Genomic DNA, 26,231 nt, shown 5'->3' with positions numbered 1-26,231 from the left:
TCGAAACGACTTGCAATTCGAACCCGGGCTTTACCACGACGAATCACTGCCCTTTTCGGGTCTATGTTAGCTCATCAAGCACTAAAACACCGCTATTGCGCTTTCAACCACCTGAGGAAGAGTCTTCGCTTCGATCCCCTCAGGAAACGCGTCAGTGCTTGATAATTGCGGCAAGGCTGTTATTCAGCGGCAAACCACAAAACCCCAAAGAGGAACAGTTCAGTGGATCTGACAGCCCTGCGCACAGAAAACCCCGACCATTGGAACAAAGCCGCGGCAATCCGCGCCCTGACGCTGGATGCCGTTGCTGGCGCGAACTCCGGCCACTCCGGCATGCCGATCGGCATGGCTGACGTCGCAACCGTGCTGTTTGAAAAGCACATGAAGTTTGACGTCAACGCCCCCAAATGGGCCGACCGCGATCGCTTCATCCTGTCGGCGGGCCACGGCTCCATGCTGATCTATTCCCTTCTTTACCTGATGGGAGACGCGCAAGTCACCCACGACCAGATCAAGAACTTCCGCCAGTCCGGCGCGCTGACCGCAGGCCACCCGGAAAACTTCCTGCTGGACGCGGTTGAAGTGACCACCGGCCCGCTGGGTCAGGGGATCTCCAACGCGGTTGGCTTTGCCATGGCCGAAGAAATGCTGCGCGCGCAATACGGCCGCAAGATTGTTGATCACAACACCTATGTGATCGCAGGCGACGGCTGCCTGATGGAAGGGATCTCTCAGGAAGCGATCGGTCTGGCCGGTCGTCACCAGCTGGGCAAGCTGATTGTCTTCTGGGACAACAACAACATCACCATCGACGGCACGGTTGACCTGTCCGACCGCACCAACCAGGTTCAGCGTTTCAAAGCGTCTGGCTGGCATGTGCAGGAAATCGACGGCCACAACCCGGCAGAGATCGACGCCGCCATTGAGGCCGCGAAGAAGACCAAGAAGCCGTCCATGATCGCCTGCAAAACCCATATCGCACTGGGTCACGCGGCACAGGACACCTCCAAAGGTCACGGCGCGCTGACCGATGCGGAGCAGATGGCCGCCGCCAAAGCCGCCTATGGCTGGACCGCCGCCCCCTATGAGGTGCCCGCCGACATCAAAGCCCAGTGGGAAGCCATCGGCAGCCGTGGCGCCGAAGCCCGCGCCGAATGGGAAGCCCGCTTCGCCGAGATCTCCAGCCAGAAGCAGGACCGCTTCAACCGCGCCTTTGCGCTGGAGGCCCCGAAGAAACTGTCTGCGACCGTCAAGGCGCTGAAAAAGCAGGTTTCGGAGGAAAAACCCTCTGTTGCGACCCGCAAAGCCTCTGAAATGGCGCTGGCGGCGATCAACCCGATCATGCCGGAAACCGTGGGTGGCTCTGCCGACCTGACGGGGTCCAACAACACCAAAACCGGTGATTTGGGCATCTTTGACACCGACAACCGCAAAGGTCGTTACGTGTACTGGGGCATCCGCGAGCACGGTATGGCGGCGGCAATGAACGGCATGGCGCTGCACGGTGGTATCCGCCCCTATGGCGGCACCTTCTTCTGCTTCACCGACTACGCGCGTCCTGCCATGCGTCTGGCGGCCCTGTCGAAACTGCCGACCGTGTTTGTGATGACCCACGACTCTATCGGTGTTGGCGAAGACGGCCCGACCCACCAGCCGGTTGAGCATCTGGCCATCTGCCGCGCGACCCCGAACACCTACACCTTCCGCCCGGCGGATGCGGTAGAGACCGCGGAAGCCTGGGAAATCGCCCTGACCTCGAAAGAGACGCCGTCCGTGATCGCCCTGACCCGTCAGAACCTGCCGACGCTGCGCACCGAGCACAAGCTGTCGAACCTGACCGAGAAAGGCGCTTATGTGCTGGCCGAGGCCGAGAGCAAGCGTCAGGTGATCCTGCTGGCGACCGGGTCTGAGGTCTCTGTTGCGATGGACGCCAAGGACAAGCTGGAAGCCCAAGGCATCGGCACCCGCGTTGTGTCTGTGCCCTGCATGGAGCTGTTCCTGGCGCAGGACGAAGCCTACCGCCGCAAGGTCCTGCCCGCAGGTCCCGTGCGCGTTGGTATTGAAGCCGCTGTCCGCGACGGCGGTTGGGATCGCCTGCTGATGGGCGAGCGCGGCCAGGAAAAGAAAGCGGGCTTTGTGGGCATGGCAGGCTTTGGTGCCTCGGCCCCCGCAGGCGAGCTGTTCGAGAAGTTCGGCATCACTGCGGACAACACCGTGGCGACCGTCAAAGACCTGCTGGGCTAATTCGGCCGGGGTTTGGGGGCGCTGCCCCCGCCCTTCGGGCGTCCCCCGGAGTATTTACAGCCAAAAGAAACAGAAAAAGGGAGCCTTTGCGGGCTCCCTTTTAGTGTTGTGGGTCGGTGTAGCGGTTTAATGCGCCGATTTGCCGGTGAAGCGGCTGATCAGAGGCGCAATGATTTTTGCCACGATCGGCAGCAGCAACAGGCCGCAGATCAGGCCAAGGGTTGCCTCCACCACGGTTTTGGCCAGCCAGCCGCCAAAGCCAGAGAGTGCGGTCGGCACATAATGCTGGGCAATGTGCTGGAAGTCATGAACCACATGTTCCGGCCAGTGCCAGGCCATTTCCGCCAGCCCATGGATAATGATCGCGCCGCCGACCCAGAGCATGGCGGCCGTACCGACAATGGTCAGGGCTTTCATGAACCACGGCATGAACCGCACAATGCCGCGCCCCAGCCCTTTGATGGCGCCGGTGCGGGCGTTTTGTGCCAGATAGAGACCGACATCATCTGCCTTCACGATCAGCGCCACCGCGCCATAGACCGCAACGGTGATGCCAATGCCGACCATGGCAAGAACCGCCGCCTGCATCCAGATATTGCCCGTTGGGATCGCGGCCAGCGCAATGGTCATGATTTCGGCCGAGAGAATGAAATCGGTCTTGATGGCACCTGCGGCTTTCTTTTCCTCCAGATGGGTCGGATCGCCGTCTTCGTCTTCGGGGAAAACATGATGGGCCGCGTGATCTTCGCCCGGAAACAGCGCGTGGTCGATTTTTTCCGCACCTTCAAAACACAGGTAAGCGCCGCCCAGCATCAGCAAAGGCGCAATCAACCAGGGCGCAAAAGACGACAGCAGCAAGGCTGCGGGCAGCAGAAACAGCAGCTTGTTCTTGATCGACCCACGCGCGATCCGCCAGACAATCGGCAGCTCGCGTGCGGGTGCAAACCCCTGCAGATACTTGGGCGTCACCGCGGCATCATCAATCACCGCGCCAGCGGCTTTGGAGCCCGCCTTCAGCGCCTGAGCCGCTACATCGTCAACCGAGGCCGCCGCCACTTTGGCGATCCCCGCCACATCATCCAAAAGCGCCAGAAGACCGCTCATATCTTTCCCCGTCTTAAAAGTGTTCGCGCGTTGTTTCTGCCCCAAGGCCACAGGTGCGATCAAGGGCGGATCAGGGGGAACTCTGCGCGTGGGGCGTCTCTTGCGCTGTTAACGCAACCATTTGCGCGGAGCTGCAATTGTTATCGCCACCACCCGCAATCCGTTAACGCCAACATGTATGTTTTGCGCTAACAGTTTGTGTTTACTATCTTTTTTCCTTTCTCAATCGTTAAAGGATCACTATAGGCTGCCCTTAAGACACATCTTTTTTGGAGTGGTTCAGACATGACCGTCAAAGTTGGCATCAACGGATTTGGTCGCATCGGCCGTTGCACATTGGCACATATCGCAGGGTCCCTGCGCAATGACATCGAAGTGATCAAGGTAAACGCAACCGGTCCGATCGAGACCGCGGCGCATCTGATCAAATACGACAGTGTCCACGGCCGTTTTCCCGGCACCGTCGATTTCACCGAAAACACCATGAACCTGGGCCGCGGTGACATGCAGATGTATTCCACCTACGACATGGATCAGCTGGACTGGGAAGGCTGTGATGTGGTTCTGGAATGCACCGGCAAATTCAATGACGGTCTGAAAGCCCAAAAACACCTCGAGCGTGGCGCAGGCAAGGTCCTGCTGTCCGCGCCGGGCAAAAACGTCGATAAGACCATTGTTTACGGTGTGAACGACGACCAGCTGACCGCGCAGGACAAGATGGTGTCCAATGGCTCTTGCACCACCAACTGCCTGGCGCCGCTGGCGAAGGTTCTGGACGAAGGCATCGGCATTGAATCCGGCATTATGACCACCATCCATGCCTACACCGGTGACCAGCCGACGCTGGACCGCCGCCACAGCGATCTCTACCGCGCGCGCTCGGCCGCGATGTCGATGATCCCGACCTCCACTGGTGCCGCCAAAGCGCTGGGTGAGGTGCTGCCGAACCTGAAAGGCCGTCTGGATGGCTCTGCTATTCGTGTGCCGACCCCGAATGTGTCTGCCGTGGACCTGACCTTCCGTGCGGCGCGCGATGTGACCGCCGAGGAAGTGAACGCCATTGTCGCCGAAGCCGCCGGTGGCAATATGTCCCGCGTGCTGGGCTATGAGCCCGCGCCGCTGGTCTCCACTGATTTCAACCACTCGGAAGAAAGCTCTATCTTTGCGCCCGACCAGACCCGCGTCGTCGAAGGCCGCATGGTCCGCGTGCTGTCGTGGTACGACAATGAATGGGGCTTCTCGGTGCGGATGGCTGACGTTGCGGCCGCGATGGGCCGCCTGAACTAATCATCAGCCCCACAAGCCTTGAGAATTTTCGCCCGGTCAGGCATATCTGACCGGGCGTTTTCCTTTTCCGGGACGAATATGACCAATCGTATTGCAATCGGCATTGGCCTTTTCCTCTGTCTTGCCCTCACGCTGGATGTGCTGCTGTTTGGCGACCAGCACATTGTGTTTCTGGGCAAAAAGTTCATTGACCTGCTGCACTGGGTGGCCTTCTGGCGCTGAGGCAGGGGGCCGCCCTGCGATCAAAGCAAAAAGCCGGGACACTGCCCGGCTTTGACTGTCTTTGAGCTGTCACAACGCTTAGCCGCGCAAACGTTCCTTCAGCTTTTCATCGACCAGCGGTGTCACAAAACCGGACACATCCCCGCCCAGTCTGGCAATTTCTTTCACCAGCTTCGATGCAATCGCCTGATGGCGCGCTTCGGCCATCAGGAACACGGTCTCGATCTCCGCGTCGAGCGCGCGGTTCATGCCAACCATCTGGAATTCATATTCAAAATCCGCCACAGCCCGCAGGCCGCGAATAATGATGTTTGCCCCGACATCGCGGGCACAGTCGATCAGCAGGTTCTCAAAGGGGTGCACCACAATCTCGGTCCCCGTCTGCGCGCTGAGTTCGGCGCATTCGGCCTGGATCATCGCCACGCGTTCTTCCAGCGTGAACAAAGGCCCCTTATCGCGGTTGATCGCAACACCGATCACCAGCTTGTCCACCAGCGCCGCGGCGCGGCGGATAATATCGACATGACCCAATGTGATCGGGTCGAAGGTTCCGGGGTATAGACCGGTGCGCATATGGGCGCCCTCCTGGCTCAGATTTGTCTGGGCTGCACGCAACCATTTTGCGCAGTCTATTGCAAGTACGTGAAAATACGGAAGCTCACAAGAGACCCAGCGTCAGAATGAAGCAGGGCGGATTGGCCACCGCCCCTGCCCCAAATTGACGGTCAGTGACCCATAATCATGCCTTCAAGCGCGGATTTCTCCATCGCGACCTCAGAGAGCTGCGCCTTGACCACATCGCCCAGTGAAATCAGGCCCACCAGTTTGCCATCATCCACCACCGGCATGTGGCGGAACCGACCGTCCGTCATGGTTTGCAGCGCGGCTTCGGCATTGGATTCCGAGGTGCAGGTGATCACCTTCTTGGTCATGTAATCGCCCACGGTCTTGTCCAGACAGGCAGATCCCACCTTGGCGAGGTGCCGGACAATATCACGCTCCGACAGGATACCTTCGGCTTTGACACCATCCGAGGACACCACAACGGTGCCGATCCCATGTTTGGCCAGCAGCGCTGCGGCCTCAGAGATGGTGGCGCCGGCCTCGATCGTGACGATCTCGGCGATGGCCTTGGAATTCAGAATAGACTTCACGAGCATGAGCACACCTTTGAAATTTTATGTCCCAATTCCAAGCGTTGCCGCAACATCCCCTCAAGTCAAGCCTTCCAGTCGTGCCACTTCGTCGCGAATGCCGCGGGTCAGAGCGGTTGCAAAACGGTTGAGACGTTCGCTGCGTTGATCCCCCTGGTGTCGGACAAGGTAAAACGATCTGGTTAAGCTTACCTGATCTTTCAGCACCTTGCGCAACACGCGGTGTGAAGGCAGCGCAAAATCGTGCATCACGCTGAGGCCTGCGCCCTCGGCCGCCATCCGCACCTGCACCGAGACCGAACTGGATGCCAGTTGCACCCGCTCCACCCCGAGGTCGGCCAGGTAATCCAGCTCCCGGTCAAAAATCATATCGGGGATATAACCGATCATCTTGTGATCTTTCAGCTGTTCCAGCTGAGTGATTTCCTGGCGTTCACGCAGGTAGTGCCGCGAGGCCGCGAGGTGGAGTTTGTAGTCGGTGATCTTCTGCACCAGCAGCTTGCCGGCCGTTGGCGCCGACACGGTGATGGCCATATCCGCCTCGCGACGGCTGAGGTTGATCATCCGCGGCAGCGCCACAATCTGAATATCCAGATCCGGATTAGCCTTTGAAATTTCAGCACAAACCTGTGGCAGCAGATAGTTGGCACAGCCATCCGGTGCGCCAAGGCGGATCTGGCCTGACAGGGTTTCGCGCGGGCCGCTCAGCGCTTCGCGCCCGGCCCGCATGGCCTGTTCGGCGGCCTCTGCATGGGCCAGCAGACGGTCCCCGGCCGCACTGAGCGCGTAGCCCTGCGGCGATTTCACAAATAATGTGGTGTCCATTGCGGTTTCAAACCGCTGCACCCGGCGCCCCACGGTGGCGGGGTCCATCTTCAGGATCCGCCCAGCCCCCGACAGGCTGCTTTCCCGCGCAACCGCGAGGAAAACTTTCATATCATCCCATTGTGCATCCATCTTCGTGGACCTCTCCTGCCAAATTCTTCAGCGGACATCTCTTTTGCGAGACAACGCGACCCTAGCCTTTAATTCGTTAATGAGCCGTTAGCCATTGCGTTTTTGCAAACCCCATTTGAGAACTTTTCTGTTCATCTGGGATTTTTGCAAGCCTAAGCTAGGGCCAACGTCACTACTTTTTGGAGGATTTCCCATGCAGGATCTATCCCACTACATCGACGGCGAACTGGTTGCTGGCACATCTGGCCGCTTTTCCGACGTTCTGAACCCCGCCACCGGCGAAGTGCAAGCGCGTGTGCCGCTGGCCACCAAGGACGAAATGGACGCCGCCATTGCCAAAGCGGCCGAGGCGCAGAAAATCTGGGCGGCCACCAACCCGCAGAAACGCGCTCGCGTGATGATGAAATTCGGCGCGCTCATCAACGAGAACATGGACAAGCTGGCCGAGCTGGTCGCCCGTGAACACGGCAAGACCCTGCCGGACGCACGCGGCGACGTGCAGCGCGGTCTGGAAGTGGTCGAGGTCTGCATGGGCGCGCCTCATATGCTCAAGGGCGAATACACCGACGCAGGTGGCCCGGGCATCGACCTCTACTCCATGCGCCAGCCGCTGGGTGTGGTTGCAGGCATCACGCCCTTCAACTTCCCGGCGATGATCCCGCTGTGGAAAATGGCCCCCGCCCTGTCCTGCGGCAATGCGATGATCCTGAAGCCGTCGGAACGCGTTCCCTCCACCTCGCTTTATCTTGCAGAACTGCTGAAAGAAGCAGGCCTGCCGGACGGCGTTTTGCAGGTTGTCAATGGCGACAAAGAAGCCGTGGATGCGATCCTCGACAATGAAACCATTCAGGCGGTGGGTTTTGTCGGCTCCACCCCCATCGCGCAGTACATCTATGGTCGCGCGGCCACCAACGGCAAGCGCGCGCAGTGCTTTGGCGGTGCGAAAAACCACATGCTGATCATGCCCGACGCGGACCTCGACAAAGCGGCAGACGCGCTGGTTGGCGCAGGCTTTGGCGCGGCTGGCGAACGCTGCATGGCGATTTCGGTGGCTGTGCCCGTGGGCAAAGAAACCGCCGATGGTCTGATCGAACGCCTGATCCCGCGGATTGAGAAGCTGAAGGTTGGCCCCTACACCGCTGGTGAGGACATCGACTATGGCCCCGTCATCACCCCGCAAGCCAAGGCGCGCATCGAAGGTCTGATCGACAGCGGTGTCGAACAAGGCGCAACGCTGGTTACCGACGGTCGCGGCCTGTCCCTGCAAGGTTACGAGAACGGCTATTTCGTGGGCCCGACCCTGTTTGACGATGTGACCGCCGACATGGACATCTACAAAGAGGAAATCTTTGGTCCGGTTCTGTCCACCGTCCGCATGGACAATTATGAGGACGCGCTGAACCTCGTGAAGGACAATGCTTATGGCAATGGCACGGCGATCTATACCGCTGATGGCGACACCGCGCGGGACTTTGCCCACCGTGTGAACGTCGGCATGGTCGGCATCAACTTCCCGATCCCGGTGCCGCTGTCCTACCACACCTTTGGCGGCTGGAAGAAATCGGCCTTTGGCGACCTGAACCAATACGGCCCCGATGCTTTCAAATTCTACACCCGCACCAAGACCGTGACCTCGCGTTGGTTCTCGGGCATTAAGGACGGTGGCGAGTTCAACTTCAAGGCGATGGACTAACCCCCTGCCCTAAATCGGTAAAGTCATCGGGCCGTCCAGTTTAGGGCGGCCCGTTTCCGTTTGCGCGTTCACCCGCTGATCACGCAACCGTCAGAACGCGCCCTCTGGCCAAGGGCAGCCGGTGGCAATATGTTGCCTGTGTTCATTTTTCGACCGGAGTTCCCATGTCCCGCCCGTCCAAACCCGCGCTGTCGTCCCTGTCGCGTCGCCACCTGCTGACCGGCCTTGGCGCTGGCGTTGGCGCAACACTGGCCGCCCCAAATCTGCTGCTGGCGCAATCCACGGACGCATTTCCGCAGAACGAACCCGCAATCCGCACGCAGGTTCCGGTGACGCGCAACACCTCGGCCTTCCGTCAGCAGAACTGGCAGGACCATTTTGAAACGCTGGGTGTTGGCTGTCTGCTGGCCGATATTGACAGCCGCGCGCTACACTTTTGGGGCGGTGACGGTGAAACCTATCGCCTGTTCCCGTCGTCGGTGCCGATGAACGAAGAGTTGACGAAACGCGGCTATACCGAAGTGGTGCGCAAGCGTGAGAATCCCAGCTGGACCCCGACCTCCAGCATGCGCGAACGCGACCCGAGCCTGCCGGAACGCATCGAAGGTGGCGCCCATGGCAATCCGCTGGGCACCCGCGCCATGTATCTGACCTGGCCCGCCTATCTGATCCACGGCACCCATGACACACGCAAGATCGGCCGCCAAAGCTCATCCGGCTGCATCGGGCTTTACAATCAACACGTTGAAGCCCTGTTCCCCATGGTGAAAATCGGCACGCAGGTGCGCATCCTGTAAAGGCAAAACACCCCGGCGTCCAATCAGGGCCCGGGGTGTGTGCGTGTTTTTGGGGGAATTAGCTAAGTCTCATGTGGCGCGGGGATTTCCCGGCCATGTGACGTTCATGGGCCTGCTCCAAAAGCGCCTCGAAATCGCGGGTGTATCCCACCGTGTCAAACAGCGCGCTGTCCTGCGGGCAGGTTTCCAGCTTTTCCTTCACCTCGGCAAAATAATCCGGGTCCGTCGCCAGACGCAGGGCAATCGCTTTGTATTGCTGTGGGGTTTTGGCGACCAGTTCCTCAAGTCCTGCAGCGGTCAGGACGCTGCCCGCAACCCGCGCGGCGAACTGATCGCCCAGTTTGGTGACCATCGGCACCCCAGCCCACAGCGATTCAGACGCGGTTGTGTGCGCGTTCACGGCAAACGCATCAAGGAAGAGATCCGCATGCTTCATCCGTTCAAGGTGTTCGGCCGGTGAAAACCGTCCCGTTGCAATAATCCGCGATCCGTCAACGCCACGCTTTTCGGCCTCCGCGCGCAGCCTGTCGGAGTGATCCCGTTCCCCGACATAGAACCACAGCACAGAGTTTTCGACCTCTTTCAGCAGCTCCATCCAGATGTCGAATTCCGCAGGCGTCACCTTATAGGCGCCGTTAAAGCTGGCAAAGACAAAGGCGTCTTCCGGCAGGCCGTGATCCGCGCGGGTCTTGCCGGTTTCCGCGATATAGCGGTTTTCATCGGTCGGCTGATAACAGTTCGGCATATAGAGGATTTTTTCGCAGTAGTGTTTCTGCAGACGGTTGGGGATCGTCACCTCATCCCCAATCATGTAATCCATCGCCCGCACGCCTGTGGTGCCGGGATAGCCAAGATAGGCGATCTGCACCGGGGCGACGCGCTTGTTGAACATCTCAAGACGTCCGCCGCGCGTGTGACCTTTGAGGTCTATGGCAATGTCCAGCATGTCCCGGCGCGCGAGGCTGACAATGGTTTCGCCGGGCACATTGCGCACATCGCGGAACACATCGACCGTATCGCGAACCCGCTGATTTTCCGCATCCCGGAACGCGGAGCCATAGTCATAGACATAGATTTCGAACTGATCGCGGTCGTGGTTTTCAAAGATCCCACCCATCAGGTGCATGGTCGCATGGTCATAAAAATCGCTCGAGAAATAGCCAATCCGGATCTTCGCCCCCGGTTCGCGCGCGGGACGGTCCAGCTTGGTGGTGTTGCGGTTGTCAAAGCTGAAGTTCGCCAGCGCAATCGAACGTTCCTTCTGGAACTGGCCATCATCAACCAGCGGCAGGAACACAAAAGGGTCTGCAATCAGCTTGGTGCCGCGGAAGGGCTTCAGATACTGGTTGACCTTGGGCCAGAAGCTCCAGTCCTGACGGTGCGCTTTCAGGTGCATCATCCGCGACAGCGCCAGCGCGTTCTTGGGGTTAAAGGTCGCGGCCAGCTCAAAATAGTCAATCGCTTCGGCTTCGCGGCCCATCTGCATCAGCAGACTGCCCAGCGACAGGTAAACCTTACTGTCCTTGGGGGCGAGCCGCAGCGCAATCATCAGGCTTTTCATCGCCTCAACGCGGGTTTCAGGTTTGTCGCCCAGCATATCGCCCATCTGCAGATGCAGTTCGACGTTTTTTTCGTCCAGCTCGATCGCTTTGCGCAGCAGAACCATGGCCTGTTTGCGTTCGCCGCGTAAGGACAGCTTGCGACATTCTTTCAGAAGCTTCGCAGCCTGTTCTTTCGGATCAGCATCAGCAAATTTGTGATTGCGCAGACCATGTTTGGTCTCATAGGCTATCTGCGCCATTTTCTGCCCCTGAACCTTATCCGCAAAGGCGGCAAATTCCGGGTTGGCGCCCGCCTGTTTCTTGCGCTGTGACAGGATGTTATTGGCATTTTGCTGCGTCACGACCTTCTGCTCCTTCCAAAGCTGTCTTCTGCCCGTGCCCTGTTCCGGGCAGACCGGTTCCCGGTCAGGCTTTGCTGCAGTCTTGCCAGACAGTGGTAAAGAAGCCCTGAACACCGGCGCAAACCTGCTGATTTCATCGCAAATCTTCTTGCGACACCGGCCGCAGTCGGCAATAATTAAACACACGTTCAATTAAATCCGCACGCGAGGAGGAGCCGATGGATTTTGCCCTGACCGAGGAACAAACGGCAATATTCGACATGGCCCATGCCTTTGGCCAGGATCACATTGCCCCCCATGCCCGCGATTGGGAGGCCGCAGGCACCATCCCCAAAACGCTCTGGCCCGAGGTTGGCGCGCTGGGGTTTGGCGGGCTCTATGTGTCCGAAGACGCAGGCGGCGCAGGCCTCAGCCATCTGGACGCAACACTGGTCTTCGAGGCCCTGTCGATGGCTTGTCCATCGGTCGCGGCCTTTCTGTCGATCCACAATATGTGCGCCAAAATGCTGGATATGTTTGGCAGTGACGCCTTGAAGGCCCGTGTCATGTCGCAGGTTCTGGCGATGGACACCGTGCTGAGCTACTGCCTGACCGAACCCGGATCAGGCTCAGACGCCGCCGCCCTGCGCAGCCGGGCCGAGAAAACGAGCGATGGCTATTTGGTCAACGGCACCAAGGCCTTCATTTCAGGCGGTTCCTACTCGGACGCCTATGTCTGCATGGTGCGCACCGGGGACGACGGCCCCAAAGGGATTTCGACCCTTTATATAGAGGACGGCACCCCCGGCCTCAGCTTTGGCGCGCTGGAGCAGAAAATGGGCTGGAAAAGCCAGCCAACAACGCAGGTGCAGTTCGACAATTGCGCGGTGCCGGCGGACAATCTAGTCGGCGAAGAAGGCCGCGGTTTCACCTATGCGATGAAGGGGCTGGACGGTGGCCGGTTGAACATTGCCGCCTGTTCGCTGGGGGCTGCGCAAACCGCACTGACCCAGACCCTGACCTATATGTCCGAACGCAAGGCCTTTGGCCAAAGCATCGACCAGTTTCAGGCGCTGCAGTTCCGGCTGGCAGATATGGAGATCGAACTGCAGGCCGCCCGCGTCTTTCTGCGACAGGCGGCGTGGAAGCTGGATCAGGGCGCGCCGGACGCCGCCAAACACTGCGCCATGGCCAAGAAATTTGTGACCGAGGCGGGCTCTAAAATTGTTGACGGCTGCCTGCAGTTGCATGGAGGCTATGGCTATCTGGCCGACTATGGGATCGAAAAACTGGCCCGCGACCTGCGGGTGCATCAGATCCTTGAGGGAACCAATGAAATCATGCGCGTGATCGTTGCGCGCAGCCTTCTGAACGATCGGTAAGGATAGGGATATGTCTGACATCGACATTCGGGTGATCGGCCATGCCGGCCGCATCACCCTGACCCGCGCAGGCGCACTGAACGCGCTGACCCATGACATGTGTCTGGCGGTAGACGCGGCGCTGAAAGCATGGCGCAACGACGCGCGCGTCACCTGCATTGTCATGGATGCTGATGGCGAAAAAGCCTTCTGTGCGGGCGGCGACATTGCCGAACTTTATGCGCGTGGAACCGCCGGAGATTTCGCCCATGGGCAGGACTTCTGGCGCGACGAATACCGCATGAACGCCCGCATTTCCGAATACCCAAAACCGGTGGTGAGCTTCCTGCAGGGCTTTACCATGGGCGGCGGTGTCGGGCTTGGCTGTCACGGCAGCCACCGCATTGTCGGCGCAGCCAGCCGCATTGCCATGCCCGAGGTCGGCATTGGCTTGGTGCCGGATGTGGGGGGGTCGCATATTCTTGCCACAGCGCCGGGGCTGTTGGGCGACTACCTTGGCCTCACCGGATTTCGCATGGGTCCAGGGGATGCAATCCTTGCAGGCTTTGCCGATCACTACATCCCCGAAGCCCAATGGCCCGCGCTGATCTCTGCGCTGGAAGAAACCGGCGATGTCTCTGCCCTCGCCGGCGCCACCATCCCAGCGCCCGACGGCAAGCTCCCTGCCCTTGCCGACTCCATCACCGCGCATTTTGCGTCTGATGATCTGGAAGCGATCACCGCAAGCCTGCGCGCAGATCCCGGTGATTTTGCAACCGCGACGCTGGCATCCCTGTCCGAGAAATCCCCCCTCGCCATGGCGGCCACTTTGGCCATCCTGCGCGACCTGCGCCGCACCGATGGCGATCTGCGCGCGGCGCTAAAGCTGGAATACCGCTTTACCTACCGCGCGCAGGAACAGGCGGATTTCCTCGAAGGCATTCGCGCCCTGATCATCGACAAAGACAAAGCACCCCGCTGGAAACACGCAGGCGTGCCAGTCCCCAAGGCCGAGGTCGACGCGCTGCTTGCGCCGCTTGGCCCCAAAGGGCTGACTTTTGAGGAGGAGGAGTAGTCACATGAAAATCGGGTTTATTGGCCTTGGAAATATGGGCGCGCCCATGGCGGCCAACCTTGCCAAAGCAGGTCACACCGTCACCGGCTTTGATATGGCAGATGTCACGGTCGAAGGCGTCACCCTGGCGGGATCCGCAGTGGAGGCCGCAACCGGCGCCGACGCCGTCATCACGATGCTGCCCAATGGCGCGATCCTGCGCTCTGTCGCGGCAGACATCCTGCCCGCCATGACCAAAGGCGCCTGTCACATTGACTGCTCCACCGTCGACGTCGACAGCGCCCGTGCGGTGGCTGGGGATGCCGCTGCGGCGGGGCTTTTGTCCGTGGATGCGCCGGTATCTGGCGGCATCACGGGGGCGGCGGCGGGCACGCTGACCTTTATGGCCGGCGGCGCGGAAGAGGGGTTCGCCATTGCTGCGCCCTTGTTTGACATTATGGGCCAGAAGGCCGTGCACTGCGGGGATGCGGGCGCGGGTCAGGCCGCCAAAATCTGCAACAATATGATCCTCGGCGTGACCATGATTGCCACCTGCGAAGCTTTCGCGCTGGCCGATAAGCTGGGGCTGGACCGGCAGAAGATGTTTGACGTGGTGTCGACCTCTTCGGGCTACAGCTGGACCATGAACGCCTATTGCCCGGCGCCGGGCATCGGCCCGCAAAGCCCGGCTGACAATGGCTATACCCCCGGCTTTGCCGCAGAACTGATGCTGAAGGACCTGCGCCTGAGCCAGGAAGCCGCCACCAGCGCCGACGCCGACACCCCCATGGGGCAACTGGCCGAAGCCCTTTATGCCCGTTTTGTCGAAGATGAAGACGGTCTTGGGCGCGATTTTTCAGCCATGCTGCCCCGGTTCGAGGCGCGCAACCGCGACTAAGCCATTCCAAACAAACAGACCCCAAGGGGCAATTGCAGATTTGCAACAGCTTCCCCTTGGGCATTTACGCTTTGTTAACCATCTCCTCATTTCTGCCCCAATTGACCTCCATTTCGAGACAACAGGTCGAAAACGCCCGGACAAGGGTGAAATGGGGAACAGCAGAAGATGGCAACGGCAAACGAGCTGAACATCAACACAGACGCCACTGCGGATGAAATGGCCGCAGAGCTGTTTGGCGATGGCATTCAGGTTCTGACCTCATCTTATTCCGGCGACACTGCGGCCTCTGGCATCTATTCCGGCGCGGACACCACCACCCCCGGTGTCGCCCCTGCGGACAGCGGTGTGATCCTGTCCACCGGGCGCGCGGTCGACTTTACCAACAGCGATGGCACCACCAACACCAATCAGGTGGGCGGTCGGACCACGGATAATGTCAATGGCATTGACGGCGATGTGGATTTCAACAGCCTGACTCCCGGCAACACTCAGGACGCGGCCTTTCTGGAGATGACCTTCATCCCCGAGGGCGACTTCATCACCCTCGACTTTGTCCTGTCCTCGGAAGAATACCCCGAATTTTCAAACAGCCAGTACAACGACGTGGTGGGGGTCTGGGTCAACGGCCAGCTGGCCGAAGTGACCATTGGCGACGGCTCTGCTTCGATTGGGAACATCAATCAGGGCTCCGAAAACATCTACGTTGACAACACCCAGGACCAGTTCAACACAGAGATGGACGGGTTCACCATCACCCTGACCTTCGTCGCCCCCGTGGAACGAGACAAGATCAACACCATCAAGATCGGCGTCGCGGACACCTCAGATGCAGCCTATGACACCAACCTGCTGATCGCAGGCGGTTCGGTCCAGTCGGCCTTTGTGGCGCAGGACGATGAAATCGAAATGCCCGCAGGCGCTGCGCGCAATCTGGACGTTCTGTCCAATGATGGCGATGGCTCCGGCGTGCTGACCATCACCCATATCAACGAGGTCCGCGTCTATCCCGGCGATACGGTCGAACTCGCCAGCGGTCAGTTTGTTACCCTGAATGACGATGGCACGCTGAATATTGAGGGCAACGGCGATGTTGAAACCGCCTATTTCAACTACACCGTCACCGATGACGACGGCCACAGCGACACGGCACTGGTCGAGTTCAATGCGATCACGCCCCCCTGTTTTACCCGTGGCACCCTGATCCGCACCCTTGGTGGTGAATGCGCCGTCGAAGACCTGCGCCCCGGCATGGCGGTGATGACGCTTGACCATGGGCCGCGCAAACTCTTGTGGGTGGGCCGTCGCAAAATGGCCTGTGATCCCCGCACAACCCCGATCCGCTTTGCCAAGGGCGTGCTGGGCAATCACAAGGATCTTCTGGTCTCCCCGCAGCACCGGATGCTGATCACCGGCCAGTTTGCCGAGCTTCTGTTTGGCGAAGACGAGGTTCTGGTGCGCGCCAAGGATCTGGTCAATGACCTGACCATCCGCCCTGCAACAGATCAGACCGAGGTCGAATATTTCCACCTTCTGTTCGGCGACCACGAAATCCTCTGGTCAGATGGCGCGCTCACCGAAAGCTACCAACCCGGACCCGAGACCGCGACCGGTTTTGATGCCGACACGCAGGACGAGCTTCTGCACATGTTCCCGGAACTGGATCTGACCACAGGAAGCGGCTACGGCCCGGCCGCGCGCCTGTCCCTCAAGGCTTATGAGGGCCGCGTTCTGGCCTCTCATCTGGCCTGATCGCCTTCAAAAATCGCGCGGGTCTGGTCATCTGCGGGAAAGAACATCTCAATCTTCAGCTCTGACAGGGCCACATCCGTGGTGCTGCCAAACTGCGTGATGGTGGAAAAAAACGAACAGACCTTATCGCCCAGCCGGTAGCGGGCGGGAATCACGGCCTCGGTTGGGGCCTCCAACGCGTCGAGGCCACGGTCCTGCAAGCGGGCAATGGCGGCCTCTAGCACAGCGTCCTGGCCAAAATACACCTGCTCCGCCCGCAGCCGGGACAGCATGTGCTGCTCCACCTCAACGCGGTTGACCAGCGCGTCGCGCAGCACCGCGTTTTCCAACAGCGCCTCCAGAACACTGTCGCCTTCTGCCACACCCGCGCCCGCAAGCAAGGCGCTCGCCGCCGGGTTCATCTTCACAATCTTCCAGTGCCGGTCCAGCGCCATCGCCGGATAGGGCATATGGCCCGCAAGCATCCGCGCTGTTGCATCCCACAGGGGCTGCAGCTGCGCCGCTTCTGCGGCGGCAACACCGCCAAACCGCGCCAGCCCCGCCGCCGCCAGCATCTGATCGCGGCCCGCGCCGGGCACCTGCAGCGCCTCGCACAGCCGCAGGATCATACCCCGCGACGGCCGCGCCCGACCGGTTTCCAGAAACGAAATATGCCGCGCAGACACGCCCGCCCCCAGCCCAAGCTCCATCTGGCTCAGCCGTCGTAAACCGCGCCATTCTTTCAACGCCGCCCCAAAGCCTGCCTGCATCGCCTGTCCTCCTCTGCGCCTCAGAATACGGCAAAACCACCCAAGGTCACTTACCTCACAGGTAATTGAAACGCCGCAGCTTCTCCCGACAATACCGCCGACATCAACAGCGACAGGAGCTCTCCTATGTCACCCGTCACCCTTCTCAAAACCGTCGGCTATGGGTTTGCGGCCTTTGGTCTACTTCTGGCGCTCGCCGCCTTCACGCCCCTGGCACCGCTGGTTGCGGTTTTTCTGGACGTCGCACATCTGCCGCTGGACGGGTTACAGCCCATCACAACTGAAACGGAATACCTGCTGCTCGCCATTGCGGGCGGCCTGTGTTGTGGGCTGGGCATGACCATTGCCGCCCTCGCAACCTGTTTTGGCCACAGCCACCCTCAGGCAGTGGGAAAGATCCTGCTGACCGGCGCGCTGGCCTGGTACATTCCCGACAGTCTTGGCTCTTACCTGTCTGGCGCCTGGTTCAATGTGGGGATGAACACAGGCTTTCTGGCGCTGCTGGTGTGGCCGCTGGCGCTGATGTACCGGGCGACCCGCCTGCGCGCCGCGCAAAACCCTCTGCGTTAAAACAAAAAAGGCGCGCCAAACGGCCCGCCTTCTTCTTTTGGCCGGAAATACTCCGGGGTGAATGGCCCGGAGGGCCAGAGGGGCAGCGCCCCTCCGGTCTCTATTCCGCCGCCACTTTCCGCGCCGCGTCCAGCATGGGCTTCAGATACCGCCCGGTATGGCTGCGCGGCTCTTCCGCAACCTGCTCGGGCGTGCCCACCGCGACAATCTCCCCACCGCCATCGCCGCCTTCGGGGCCAATGTCGATGATCCAGTCGGCGGTCTTGATCACATCCAGATTGTGCTCGATCACCACCACCGTGTTGCCCTGCTCCACCAACTCGTGCAGCACTTCCAGCAGTTTACGCACATCTTCAAAATGCAGGCCAGTCGTGGGCTCGTCCAGAATATAGAGCGTCCGTCCGGTCGATCGCTTCGCCAGTTCCTTGGACAATTTCACCCGCTGCGCTTCCCCTCCCGAAAGCGTCGTCGCCTGCTGGCCAACCTTGATATAGCCCAGACCAACCCGCATCAGCGCGTCCATCTTGTCCCGGATCGGCGGCACGGCGGCAAAAAATTCCTGCGCGTCCTCCACCGTCATATCCAGCACATCGGCGATGGATTTGCCCTTGAACTTGATCTCCAGCGTTTCGCGGTTGTAGCGCGCGCCATTACAGGTCTCGCAGGTGACATAGACATCCGGCAGGAAGTGCATTTCCACCTTCAGAACCCCGTCCCCCTGACAGGCCTCGCAGCGCCCGCCTTTGACGTTGAAGGAAAACCGGCCCGGCTTGTAGCCGCGGGTCTTGGCTTCGGGCAGACCCGCAAACCAGTCGCGGATCGGGGTAAAGGCGCCGGTATAGGTCGCGGGGTTTGATCGCGGCGTCCGACCGATTGGTCGCTGGTCAATGTCGATGACCTTGTCCAGATGCTCCAGCCCCTTGATGCTTTCGCAGGGCGCAGGGGTCTGGCGCGCGCCATTCAGGCGCATGGAGGCCGTCTTGAACAGCGTCTCAATCGTCAGGGTCGATTTACCGCCCCCCGACACGCCGGTCACACAGACAAATTTCCCCAGCGGGAATTCAGCGGTGACGTTCTTCAGATTGTTGCCGGTCGCTTTGGTGACTTTGATCTTCTTGCCATTGCCCTTGCGACGTTTGGCCGGAATTGGGATCTCGCGGGTGCCCGCAAGATACTGCCCGGTCACCGAATTCTCATCGGCCTGCACAGCGCCGGGCACGCCATGGCTGACCACTTGCCCACCGTGCACCCCGGCGCCCGGCCCAATGTCAAAGACATAATCAGCCTGGCGGATCATGTCCTCGTCATGTTCCACCACAATCACCGTATTGCCCTGATCGCGCAGGTTTTTCAGCGTGGTGATCAGCCGGTCATTGTCGCGCTGGTGCAGACCAATGGACGGCTCGTCCAAAACATAGAGAACCCCGGTGAGGCCCGAACCAATCTGGCTCGCCAGACGGATCCGCTGGCTTTCGCCGCCCGACAGCGTGCCGGAGTTCCGCGACAGGGTCAGATACTCCAGACCCACATTGTTCAGGAACCCAAGCCGTTCGCGGATTTCTTTGACAATGGCGCGGGCGATTTCCTGTTTCTGGGCGGTCAGATGGTTCGGTACATCCTCGATCCATTCCAACGCCTCGCGGATGGATTTTTCGACCACCTGCCCAATGTGAATGCCGCCGATTTTGACCGCCAGCGCCTCTTCGCGCAGGCGGTAGCCGCCGCAGTCACCACAGGGGCGATTGTTCTGGTAGGCTTCGAACTCTTCGCGCACCCAATTGCTATCGGTCTCGCGATAGCGGCGCTCCATATTGGGGATCACGCCTTCAAACACCCGCGTCACCTCATAGACGCGGCCCCCTTCGTCGTAGCGGAAGGGGATTTCTTCATCACCCGAGCCATGCAGGAACACCTGCTGCACATGTTTCGGCAGATCCTTCCAGGCGGTGTTCTTGTCAAATTCGTAATGCTTGGCAATCGCCTCGATCGTTTGCAGGAAATAGGGCGATTTTCCCTTGCGCCAGGGCGCCAGGGCTCCGTCGTAAATCTTCAGGGACTGATCCGGCACCACCAGACGTTCGTCAAAGAACAGCTCTTTGCCCAGACCATCACAGGACGGACAGGCCCCAAAGGGCGCGTTAAAGGAAAACAGGCGCGGCTCGATCTCGGGGATGGTGAAACCGCTGACCGGGCAGGCAAAATTCTCGGAAAAGGTGATCCGCTCCGGGTCGCCTTCGCGGGGGGCAGTTTCCAAGATGGCAATCCCATCGGCCAGATCCAGCGCGGTGCGCAGACTGTCGGCCAGACGGGTCTCGATCCCTTCCTTCACCACCAGACGGTCCACCACCACATCAATGTCGTGGCGGTATTTCTTGTCGAGCGTCGGCGGCTCGTCGAGTTCATAGAACGCCCCGTCGATCTTCACCCGCTGAAAGCCCTGCTTGCGCAGCTCCAGCATTTCCTTTTTGTATTCGCCCTTGCGGTCGCGCACGATGGGCGCCAGCAAATAGCCACGGGTGCCCTCGTCCAGATCCATGATCCGGTCGACCATATCCTGCACCTGCTGCGCCTCGATCGGCTTGCCGGTGGCCGGGCTATAGGGCGTGCCTGCGCGGGCGAACAGCAGACGCAGATAGTCGTAAATCTCTGTCACCGTGCCCACGGTCGAGCGCGGGTTTTTCGACGTGGTCTTCTGCTCAATGGAAATCGCGGGCGACAGGCCCGAGATATGATCCACATCGGGCTTTTCCATCATATCGAGGAACTGGCGCGCATAGGCCGACAGGCTTTCGACATAGCGGCGCTGCCCCTCGGCATAGATGGTGTCAAAGGCCAGTGAGGATTTGCCCGAGCCGGACAGGCCGGTGATCACCACCAGCTCGTCGCGCGGAATGTCCACGTCAATGTCTTTGAGATTATGCTCGCGCGCACCGCGCACTTCGATGTTTTTCAGCTCAGCCATACTGCCCCCGGGGATGTTGCCCTAGACATAGGTGCCCCGAGCAAATGCGCCAAGAAAAATTAAGGAACTTTTAGGGAACAAACCCAAGTTTCGTCAAGCACGCTGCGCGCGGCGGCGCAGTTGTGCCAGAACTTCATGCACCAATAGCGCCGACAGCAGCAGCACCGCCACCGTTAGGGCCATGCCGCCAAAGCCGCCCACTGCCAGCATGGACACCAAAAGCGGGGTGCCAATCACATTGCCGGCATTGCCCGCTTGGCTCATCGCGCCATTGGCTTCGGCCTGAGCGCTGGGATCAGCGTTCAGCTGCGGCACCGATGCAAAGCTTGCCCCTTGGATCAGCCCAAAGGCCGCCGCCACGGCAATACAGGCCACCGCACCGGCCTCTGCCGCCCAAAGCCACATCATTGCACCCGCGCCCAGCAGGCAGCCCAGCTGCACCAGACGCACCGCAGGCATCAGCCGCAACAGCGCCACGCCAAAGGTCATCGAAACGCCCATGCTGACAAGCGGCATGGCGCCCATGACCAGCGCGCGGTTTTCCTCGGCGACAAAAGGCGGCAGCACGGTCAGGATCGCCACAAAGCAGCAGGTGTAAAACAGCCAGCCCGCAGCCGGCGCCATTTTGAACGGCGAGCGGTAAATCGACAGATGCAGCCCCGGCATCGCCCCCAGCCCCGGCAAAGGCGCGCGCGGCGGGACAGGCACATTGCGCAGGGCGACTCCCAGCACCACGGCGAGTGCGGCCATAATGACCCCATGCAGACCAAACAGCGCCAGCACCCCCTGCGAGGCGACAAACGGCAGGCCGAACCAGCTGAGCAACGCAAAGGACACGCCAAAGAAGGTGCTCCAGATCGTCAAAAGCAGCCCCCGCGTGTCATCGGTGCCCAGCATCGCCATCAACGTCGGCGCGGCGACCACAATCCCAAGATGCGACAGACCTTCGATCAGCCGGGTTGTCAGGAACAGTCCAAACGGTAGATGCAGCATCTGCAACAGCGACATTGCCGCCCCCAGCCACAGGGACCACACAAGCGTGCGGCGAAAGCCGAAGGAGGCCACAAACAGCCCGGCAACCACGCCCAGCAGGATGCCCAGAACCCCGGCCAGCGACACGGTCCAGCTCAGCCCGGCACCGGCCTCGGGATACAATTCAGGCAGGCGGTCAAACACAACCGAAATCTTGCCATATTGCGCCGCTGCGCCAAGGCCCGCAGCCCAAACCGCAAGAACCGCGCCCCAGAGGGTCTTTGTCCGGGGCTGAAGTGCCTGTGCCATCGCTCTGCCTCCTCGGCCCCAAGTGCAAATTCAGTCCAAAGACGGGGCCAGGCTTCCTCGTTAGACCTGCAAGAGGCGAATGGCAATCCACCCTAGGTAAAGCAGGTCAGCCGCCGCAGTTCGCGGACAGTTCAGACGGGTCAAACTGCGATTGCGTCTGCCCGCGCAGCAGCGGCTCTAGCCCGCGAAACCCGTCGTACAGATGATCGCTCAGCGCCTTGAGGCGGGCATTGTTGCGCGCATCCGCATGGCGCAGCAGCCAAAGCTGTTGGTAGCTGGGAAAATCCACCGCGCTGATCCGCCGCAGATCCGGGTCCGGATCACACAGGAAACACGGCAGCAGGCTGATCCCCATGCCCGCCTTCATGGCGGTGACCTGGCTGCGCATATCGGCCATCCTATAGTGGGTCGGCAGCGCGGCAAACCCGGTCTTCCGCTTCCAGGTCTCGGCCTGGCCCACCGGGGTAAATCCGATCCACCCTGCCCCCCGCGCCACCGGATCAGGCCAATGCGCCGCAACATAGCTTGCCGCCCCATAGACGGCGCGCCCGGTCTCTGCGATCCGGCGCCCCACCAGCGCGTCCGACGGGCTATTGCCAAACCGCAGCGCCAGATCCGCCTCGCGGCGTTCAAGGTCGCTCAGGTCCATTCCGACCTTCAGCTCCAGCTCGACCTGCGGGTGTTTGGCGCGAAACGCGGCCAGCAGCGCCAGCACCGGCGGCACCATCAGCGCATCAAGAATGGCCAGAACCAATGGGCCGGACAGCGCATGGTCGCGCCCAAAGCTGCGCCGCTCCAGCGCCTGCAGCTCGCCCTCCATCCGTTCCGCAACCGCCAGCAGATCCTGCCCCGCATCGCTGAGCGTCAGCGCCCCGTCGACCCGTGCCACCAGCTGCGTGCCCGCCCGGCGTTCAAGCTGCTCCATGCGGCGGGCGACGGTGGAATGGCTCACCTCCAGCGCCTGTGCGGCGGCCCGCATGCTGCCCCCACGCACCAGCGCCAGAAACAGGCGCACATCATCCCAAGAGCTTTGTTCCATTCATGCACCGCCATGTCTCATTTCGGCCAATTGTGTCACAGCTACGATACGCCATCTTTTGCCACAAGGGCAAAAGGCCCTTGCCCAAATTTGCAAAGGAAACCGCATATGTTACGCAAAACCCTGCTGACCACTGTTCTTGTGGCGTTCAACAGCCTGCCGCTCAGCGCGCTGGCCGAAGACTTCCTGATCCTCGACATTCTGCCGCTGCACCATGGCCGCACCTCGGCCGAGGCGCAGGCCTATTTCACTGACGTAGAGCCGATCTTTGCCCGCTATGGGCTGACACGATCAGATCAGCCGCTTCAGGTGGTGGACATTGTCCGCGGCACGATCGACGCGCAGGTGGTGAACCTGTGGCAGACCGACGACCCGCAAAAGGCCTTCAACGGCATCTTTTCGGACGAAGACTACCTGCAATACGTCGCCACCCGCGACAAAATCTTCAACCTGGAACGGGCCACCATTATGGTCACCGAACGGAAAGAGGGCTGAGCCATGAGCTTTGTTCTTGTCGACATCCTGCCCCTGAAGCCCGGCGCGACGCTCGAAGAGGCCGTGGCCTATTTCGACGGGTTAAAGCCAGTGTTTGAACGCCACGGGCTGCAACGTCTGGACCAGCCCCTGCGCGCCGAAAAAGCCCTGCGGGGGGCGGTTCCGGCCAATCTGGTCAATCTGTTTCAGACCGCAGACCCCGAGAGTTCACTCAAGGGGATGTCAGAGGATCCGGAGTATCAGAGCCAGATGGCGCGGCGGGATCAATTGTTTGATCTGGAACAGGCCACAATCCTGCTGACCGCGCGGATGAGCTGACCGTGAACCCAAAAAGGGGGCCGATTGGCCCCCTTTTGCAGCAAAGTGCTGAGAAATCAGAAGTGGATGGCCTTGTCGTAGGCGTCCAGCACGCTTTCATGCATCATTTCCGACAGGGTCGGATGCGGGAAGACGGTGTGCATCAGGTCTTCTTCGGTGGTCTCCAGCTGGCGACCAACCACATAGCCCTGGATCATCTCGGTCACCTCGGCGCCAACCATATGCGCGCCCAGAAGTTCGCCGGTTTTGGCGTCAAAGATGGTTTTGACCATGCCCTCGGGTTCGCCCAAAGCAATCGCCTTGCCGTTGCCGACAAAGGGGAAGCGGCCCACGTTGATCTCGTAACCCAGTTCTTTGGCTTTCGCCTCGGAATAGCCCACCGATGCGACCTGCGGGTGGCAGTAGGTGCAGCCAGCAATGCTTTCGGGCTTCACCGGATGCGCATGTTTGCCTGCGATCAGCTCGGCCACCATGACACCCTCGTGGGACGCTTTATGCGCCAGCCACGGTGCGCCGGCGATATCGCCAATCGCATAGAGCCCATCAACACCGGTGCGGCAGTATTCATCGGTCACAACATGGGTGCGGTCGATTTTCACGCCCAGACCTTCGAGGTTCAGCCCTTCGACGTTGCCAACGATGCCGACAGCAGAGATCACGGTGTCGAACTCTTGCTTTTCGACCTTGCCGTTCACTTCGATATGAGCGGTGACTTTGCCGCCGTTTTTAGAAGGTTCGCGATCCAGCTGCTTGACCATGGCTTTTTCCATGATCTTCATGCCCTGCTTCACGAACTGCTTCTTGGCAAATGCGGAAATTTCCGCGTCTTCCACCGGCAGGATGCGGTCCATCACTTCAACGACGGTCGTCTCGGCACCCAGTGTGTTGTAGAAGCTGGCAAATTCAATGCCGATCGCACCAGAGCCGATGACCAGCAGCTTCTTGGGCATCTTCGACGGCTGCAGCGCGTGTTTGTAGGTCCAGACCAGATCACCGTCAGCCTCAAGACCCGGCAGTTCGCGGGCGCGGGCGCCGGTGGCCAGAACGATGTTCTTGCCGGTCAGCTCTTCCGTGCCTTTGGCGGTTTTCACGGTGACCTTGCCCTTGGCGGGAATGGTCGCCTCGCCCATGACCACGTCGATCTTGTTCTTTTTCAGCAGATGGCCAATGCCGCCGGACAGCTGGTTGGCCACCCCGCGCGAGCGTTTGACAACTGCATCCAGATCATAACCGATGTTGTCTGCCTTCAGGCCAAAGTCCTTGGCGCGTTCCATCAGGTGAAACACTTCCGACGACCGCAGCAGCGCTTTGGTGGGAATACAACCCCAGTTCAGGCAGATGCCGCCCAGATGTTCACGTTCGACCACCACGGTCTTCAGGCCCAACTGGGCTGCGCGGATGGCAGCCACATAGCCGCCCGGCCCCGCACCAATTACAATCACGTCATAGGAAGTCGCCGCCATGTGTGGTCCCTCACGAACAAAGATCCAAAAACTAGTTTACCGTTAAACTAATTTCCGCAGCACTGCAATCAGACAGTTCACCTAGGGGCACAGCGCCGCAGGGCGATCATATTTCGCATGTATTTCAGATTCTTAACCCGCAAAAGAAAAACGGCCCCCAAGGGTCAGGAGCCGTTTTTACCCATAAGGGCCGCAATAAATCGTCGCGAGATGCGGGGATTGGCAGGTTTTTGCCTTAGCGGGCAGCCTGCAGGCCCCGCACCGTCTCGCCGTAGCCACCGGACTGGACATAGGCCATTTCCGGCCCGGTCGACGGGCGGTGCAGCGCCTCGTTGCGGTAAGGGAAGCGGCCAAACAGACGGATCACCTCGCGGTGCGCACGGGCGTGCAGCAGGTTGGTGGCGCCGCATTTGGGCATGCGTTCCTTGATCAGACGCACGCAGCGTTCCTGATCCGCAAGGCTCTCGGAATGCATCATCGGCAGATAGAAGAACTGGCGGGCCGGTTCATCAATCCGCAGGTCCCACTTGCGATCCACCGCCGCTTTGGCCGCTGCCAGCGCCGCACGGTCGGTGGCAAAGGCCTTGTCGGATCCGCGGAACATGTTCCGCGGGAACTGATCCATCAGAATGATATAGGCCAGCGCGCCGCTTGGGTACGTGAGCCACATGGAATAGGCGCCTTCGCTAGCCTCCTCCCATGTCTTGAGGAATTTCTCGCGGATCCGCGCATCCAGCGCATCGTTTTGAAGATACCAGTCTTTCTCCTCGACGGTGTCGAGCCAGAATTCAAGAATCTCTTCAGGGCCTGCCATAGCTAATCGCTCCAAGGGCGTTGTTTGAATATGTGACACTTAAATGAACCTTAGTTACGCGGGGTAACACAAGGATAGTTTCGGTCACATTTCGTATCGGTTGCGACATTTCCGTGAAGAATGGCGCCGTTATCG

The 26,231-nt window shown here is 60.2% G+C and carries 23 protein-coding genes; 12 read left to right on the top strand and 11 right to left on the bottom strand.

Going from position 1 to position 26,231, the window contains the following annotated elements:
• The first annotated feature begins 222 nt into the window (after window positions 1-222).
• A complete protein-coding gene (tkt, locus tag TRM7557_RS17685; protein WP_058291528.1) occupies window positions 223-2,244 on the top strand; it encodes a transketolase in 2,022 nt (673 codons plus the stop codon).
• Between the two features lie 126 nt (window positions 2,245-2,370).
• Here tkt and TRM7557_RS17680 read toward each other — a convergent pair whose 3' ends face one another.
• Window positions 2,371-3,348, bottom strand: a complete 978-nt coding sequence (locus TRM7557_RS17680; protein ID WP_058291527.1) for a DUF808 domain-containing protein — start codon at window positions 3,346-3,348, stop codon at window positions 2,371-2,373.
• A 285-nt stretch (window positions 3,349-3,633) separates the two neighbouring features.
• Here TRM7557_RS17680 and gap point away from each other — a divergent pair, with 285 nt between their 5' ends.
• Window positions 3,634-4,635 (top strand): type I glyceraldehyde-3-phosphate dehydrogenase, encoded by a 1,002-nt coding sequence (gene gap, locus TRM7557_RS17675; protein WP_058291526.1) that lies wholly within the window; start codon window positions 3,634-3,636, stop codon window positions 4,633-4,635.
• A gap of 78 nt (window positions 4,636-4,713) precedes the next feature.
• Window positions 4,714-4,857, top strand: coding sequence for a hypothetical protein (locus tag TRM7557_RS20125; protein ID WP_058291525.1), 144 nt, complete (start codon window positions 4,714-4,716; stop codon window positions 4,855-4,857).
• Between the two features lie 78 nt (window positions 4,858-4,935).
• Here the strand turns inward: TRM7557_RS20125 and coaD are convergent, their stop codons facing one another.
• From coaD to TRM7557_RS17655, 3 genes are all read right to left on the bottom strand, one after another.
• Entirely contained in the window at window positions 4,936-5,430 is a 495-nt protein-coding gene (coaD, locus tag TRM7557_RS17665; RefSeq protein WP_058291524.1) for a pantetheine-phosphate adenylyltransferase, read from the bottom strand.
• 152 nt (window positions 5,431-5,582) lie between these two features.
• Entirely contained in the window at window positions 5,583-6,017 is a 435-nt protein-coding gene (locus TRM7557_RS17660; protein WP_058291523.1) for a CBS domain-containing protein, read from the bottom strand.
• Between the two features lie 54 nt (window positions 6,018-6,071).
• A complete protein-coding gene (locus tag TRM7557_RS17655; RefSeq protein WP_058291522.1) occupies window positions 6,072-6,968 on the bottom strand; it encodes a LysR family transcriptional regulator in 897 nt (298 codons plus the stop codon).
• A 193-nt stretch (window positions 6,969-7,161) separates the two neighbouring features.
• Between TRM7557_RS17655 and TRM7557_RS17650 the strand changes: the two genes are divergently transcribed.
• Both TRM7557_RS17650 and TRM7557_RS17645 read left to right on the top strand, forming a co-directional pair.
• On the top strand, window positions 7,162-8,661 hold the full coding sequence (locus tag TRM7557_RS17650) for a CoA-acylating methylmalonate-semialdehyde dehydrogenase (RefSeq protein WP_058291521.1): 1,500 nt from the start codon (window positions 7,162-7,164) through the stop codon (window positions 8,659-8,661).
• A gap of 164 nt (window positions 8,662-8,825) precedes the next feature.
• Window positions 8,826-9,458, top strand: coding sequence for a L,D-transpeptidase (locus TRM7557_RS17645; protein ID WP_058291520.1), 633 nt, complete (start codon window positions 8,826-8,828; stop codon window positions 9,456-9,458).
• Window positions 9,459-9,516: 58 nt separating this feature from the next.
• Here the strand turns inward: TRM7557_RS17645 and TRM7557_RS17640 are convergent, their stop codons facing one another.
• The gene (locus tag TRM7557_RS17640) at window positions 9,517-11,361 is read right to left on the bottom strand and encodes an O-linked N-acetylglucosamine transferase, SPINDLY family protein (protein WP_058291519.1); all 1,845 of its coding nucleotides are present in this window, start codon (window positions 11,359-11,361) and stop codon (window positions 9,517-9,519) included.
• A 218-nt stretch (window positions 11,362-11,579) separates the two neighbouring features.
• On the opposite strand from TRM7557_RS17640, the gene TRM7557_RS17635 reads away from it, so the two are divergent.
• The 4 genes from TRM7557_RS17635 to TRM7557_RS17620 all read left to right on the top strand — a co-directional run bounded on the left by TRM7557_RS17635 (window position 11,580) and on the right by TRM7557_RS17620 (window position 16,405).
• A complete protein-coding gene (locus tag TRM7557_RS17635; protein WP_058291518.1) occupies window positions 11,580-12,722 on the top strand; it encodes an acyl-CoA dehydrogenase family protein in 1,143 nt (380 codons plus the stop codon).
• 10 nt (window positions 12,723-12,732) lie between these two features.
• The gene (locus tag TRM7557_RS17630; protein ID WP_058291517.1) at window positions 12,733-13,776 is read left to right on the top strand and encodes an enoyl-CoA hydratase/isomerase family protein; all 1,044 of its coding nucleotides are present in this window, start codon (window positions 12,733-12,735) and stop codon (window positions 13,774-13,776) included.
• 4 nt (window positions 13,777-13,780) lie between these two features.
• On the top strand, window positions 13,781-14,653 hold the full coding sequence (gene mmsB / locus TRM7557_RS17625) for a 3-hydroxyisobutyrate dehydrogenase (RefSeq protein ID WP_058291516.1): 873 nt from the start codon (window positions 13,781-13,783) through the stop codon (window positions 14,651-14,653).
• A 168-nt stretch (window positions 14,654-14,821) separates the two neighbouring features.
• On the top strand, window positions 14,822-16,405 hold the full coding sequence (locus TRM7557_RS17620) for a Hint domain-containing protein (protein ID WP_058291515.1): 1,584 nt from the start codon (window positions 14,822-14,824) through the stop codon (window positions 16,403-16,405).
• Here TRM7557_RS17620 and TRM7557_RS17615 read toward each other — a convergent pair.
• The gene (locus TRM7557_RS17615) at window positions 16,393-17,154 is read right to left on the bottom strand and encodes a helix-turn-helix domain-containing protein (protein ID WP_058291514.1); all 762 of its coding nucleotides are present in this window, start codon (window positions 17,152-17,154) and stop codon (window positions 16,393-16,395) included. The two genes, TRM7557_RS17620 and TRM7557_RS17615, sit on opposite strands and share 13 nt — an antisense overlap.
• A 126-nt stretch (window positions 17,155-17,280) precedes the next feature.
• Between TRM7557_RS17615 and TRM7557_RS17610 the strand changes: the two genes are divergently transcribed.
• Window positions 17,281-17,724, top strand: coding sequence for a hypothetical protein (locus TRM7557_RS17610; protein ID WP_058291513.1), 444 nt, complete (start codon window positions 17,281-17,283; stop codon window positions 17,722-17,724).
• Window positions 17,725-17,824: 100 nt separating this feature from the next.
• Here the strand turns inward: TRM7557_RS17610 and uvrA are convergent, their stop codons facing one another.
• The 3 genes from uvrA to TRM7557_RS17595 form a co-directional block, all read right to left on the bottom strand.
• Entirely contained in the window at window positions 17,825-20,686 is a 2,862-nt protein-coding gene (gene uvrA, locus TRM7557_RS17605; protein ID WP_058291512.1) for an excinuclease ABC subunit UvrA, read from the bottom strand.
• Between the two features lie 93 nt (window positions 20,687-20,779).
• Window positions 20,780-21,967 carry an MFS transporter gene (locus TRM7557_RS17600; RefSeq protein WP_058291511.1) on the bottom strand — a complete coding sequence of 396 codons (1,188 nt, stop codon included), beginning with the start codon at window positions 21,965-21,967 and terminating at the stop codon, window positions 20,780-20,782.
• A gap of 106 nt (window positions 21,968-22,073) precedes the next feature.
• Window positions 22,074-23,006: a LysR family transcriptional regulator gene (locus TRM7557_RS17595; RefSeq protein WP_058291510.1), complete on the bottom strand. Its 933-nt coding sequence runs from the start codon at window positions 23,004-23,006 to the stop codon at window positions 22,074-22,076.
• A 108-nt stretch (window positions 23,007-23,114) separates the two neighbouring features.
• Here TRM7557_RS17595 and TRM7557_RS17590 point away from each other — a divergent pair, with 108 nt between their 5' ends.
• Both TRM7557_RS17590 and TRM7557_RS17585 read left to right on the top strand, forming a co-directional pair.
• Window positions 23,115-23,501, top strand: coding sequence for a hypothetical protein (locus TRM7557_RS17590; RefSeq protein ID WP_058291509.1), 387 nt, complete (start codon window positions 23,115-23,117; stop codon window positions 23,499-23,501).
• Window positions 23,502-23,504: 3 nt separating this feature from the next.
• Window positions 23,505-23,819 (top strand): hypothetical protein, encoded by a 315-nt coding sequence (locus TRM7557_RS17585; RefSeq protein ID WP_058291508.1) that lies wholly within the window; start codon window positions 23,505-23,507, stop codon window positions 23,817-23,819.
• A 56-nt stretch (window positions 23,820-23,875) separates the two neighbouring features.
• Here the strand turns inward: TRM7557_RS17585 and lpdA are convergent, their stop codons facing one another.
• Window positions 23,876-25,282 carry a dihydrolipoyl dehydrogenase gene (gene lpdA / locus TRM7557_RS17580; protein ID WP_058291507.1) on the bottom strand — a complete coding sequence of 469 codons (1,407 nt, stop codon included), beginning with the start codon at window positions 25,280-25,282 and terminating at the stop codon, window positions 23,876-23,878.
• A 235-nt stretch (window positions 25,283-25,517) separates the two neighbouring features.
• Complete coding sequence (locus tag TRM7557_RS17575; protein WP_058291506.1) at window positions 25,518-26,096, bottom strand: DUF924 family protein; 579 nt, start codon at window positions 26,094-26,096, stop codon at window positions 25,518-25,520.
• Window positions 26,097-26,231: the final 135 nt, after the last annotated feature.

It is taken from the genome of Tritonibacter multivorans (genome assembly GCF_001458415.1).
In the GTDB taxonomy this organism is placed as follows: domain Bacteria; phylum Pseudomonadota; class Alphaproteobacteria; order Rhodobacterales; family Rhodobacteraceae; genus Epibacterium; species Epibacterium multivorans.
This window is presented reverse-complemented; position numbering and strand designations above follow the sequence as displayed.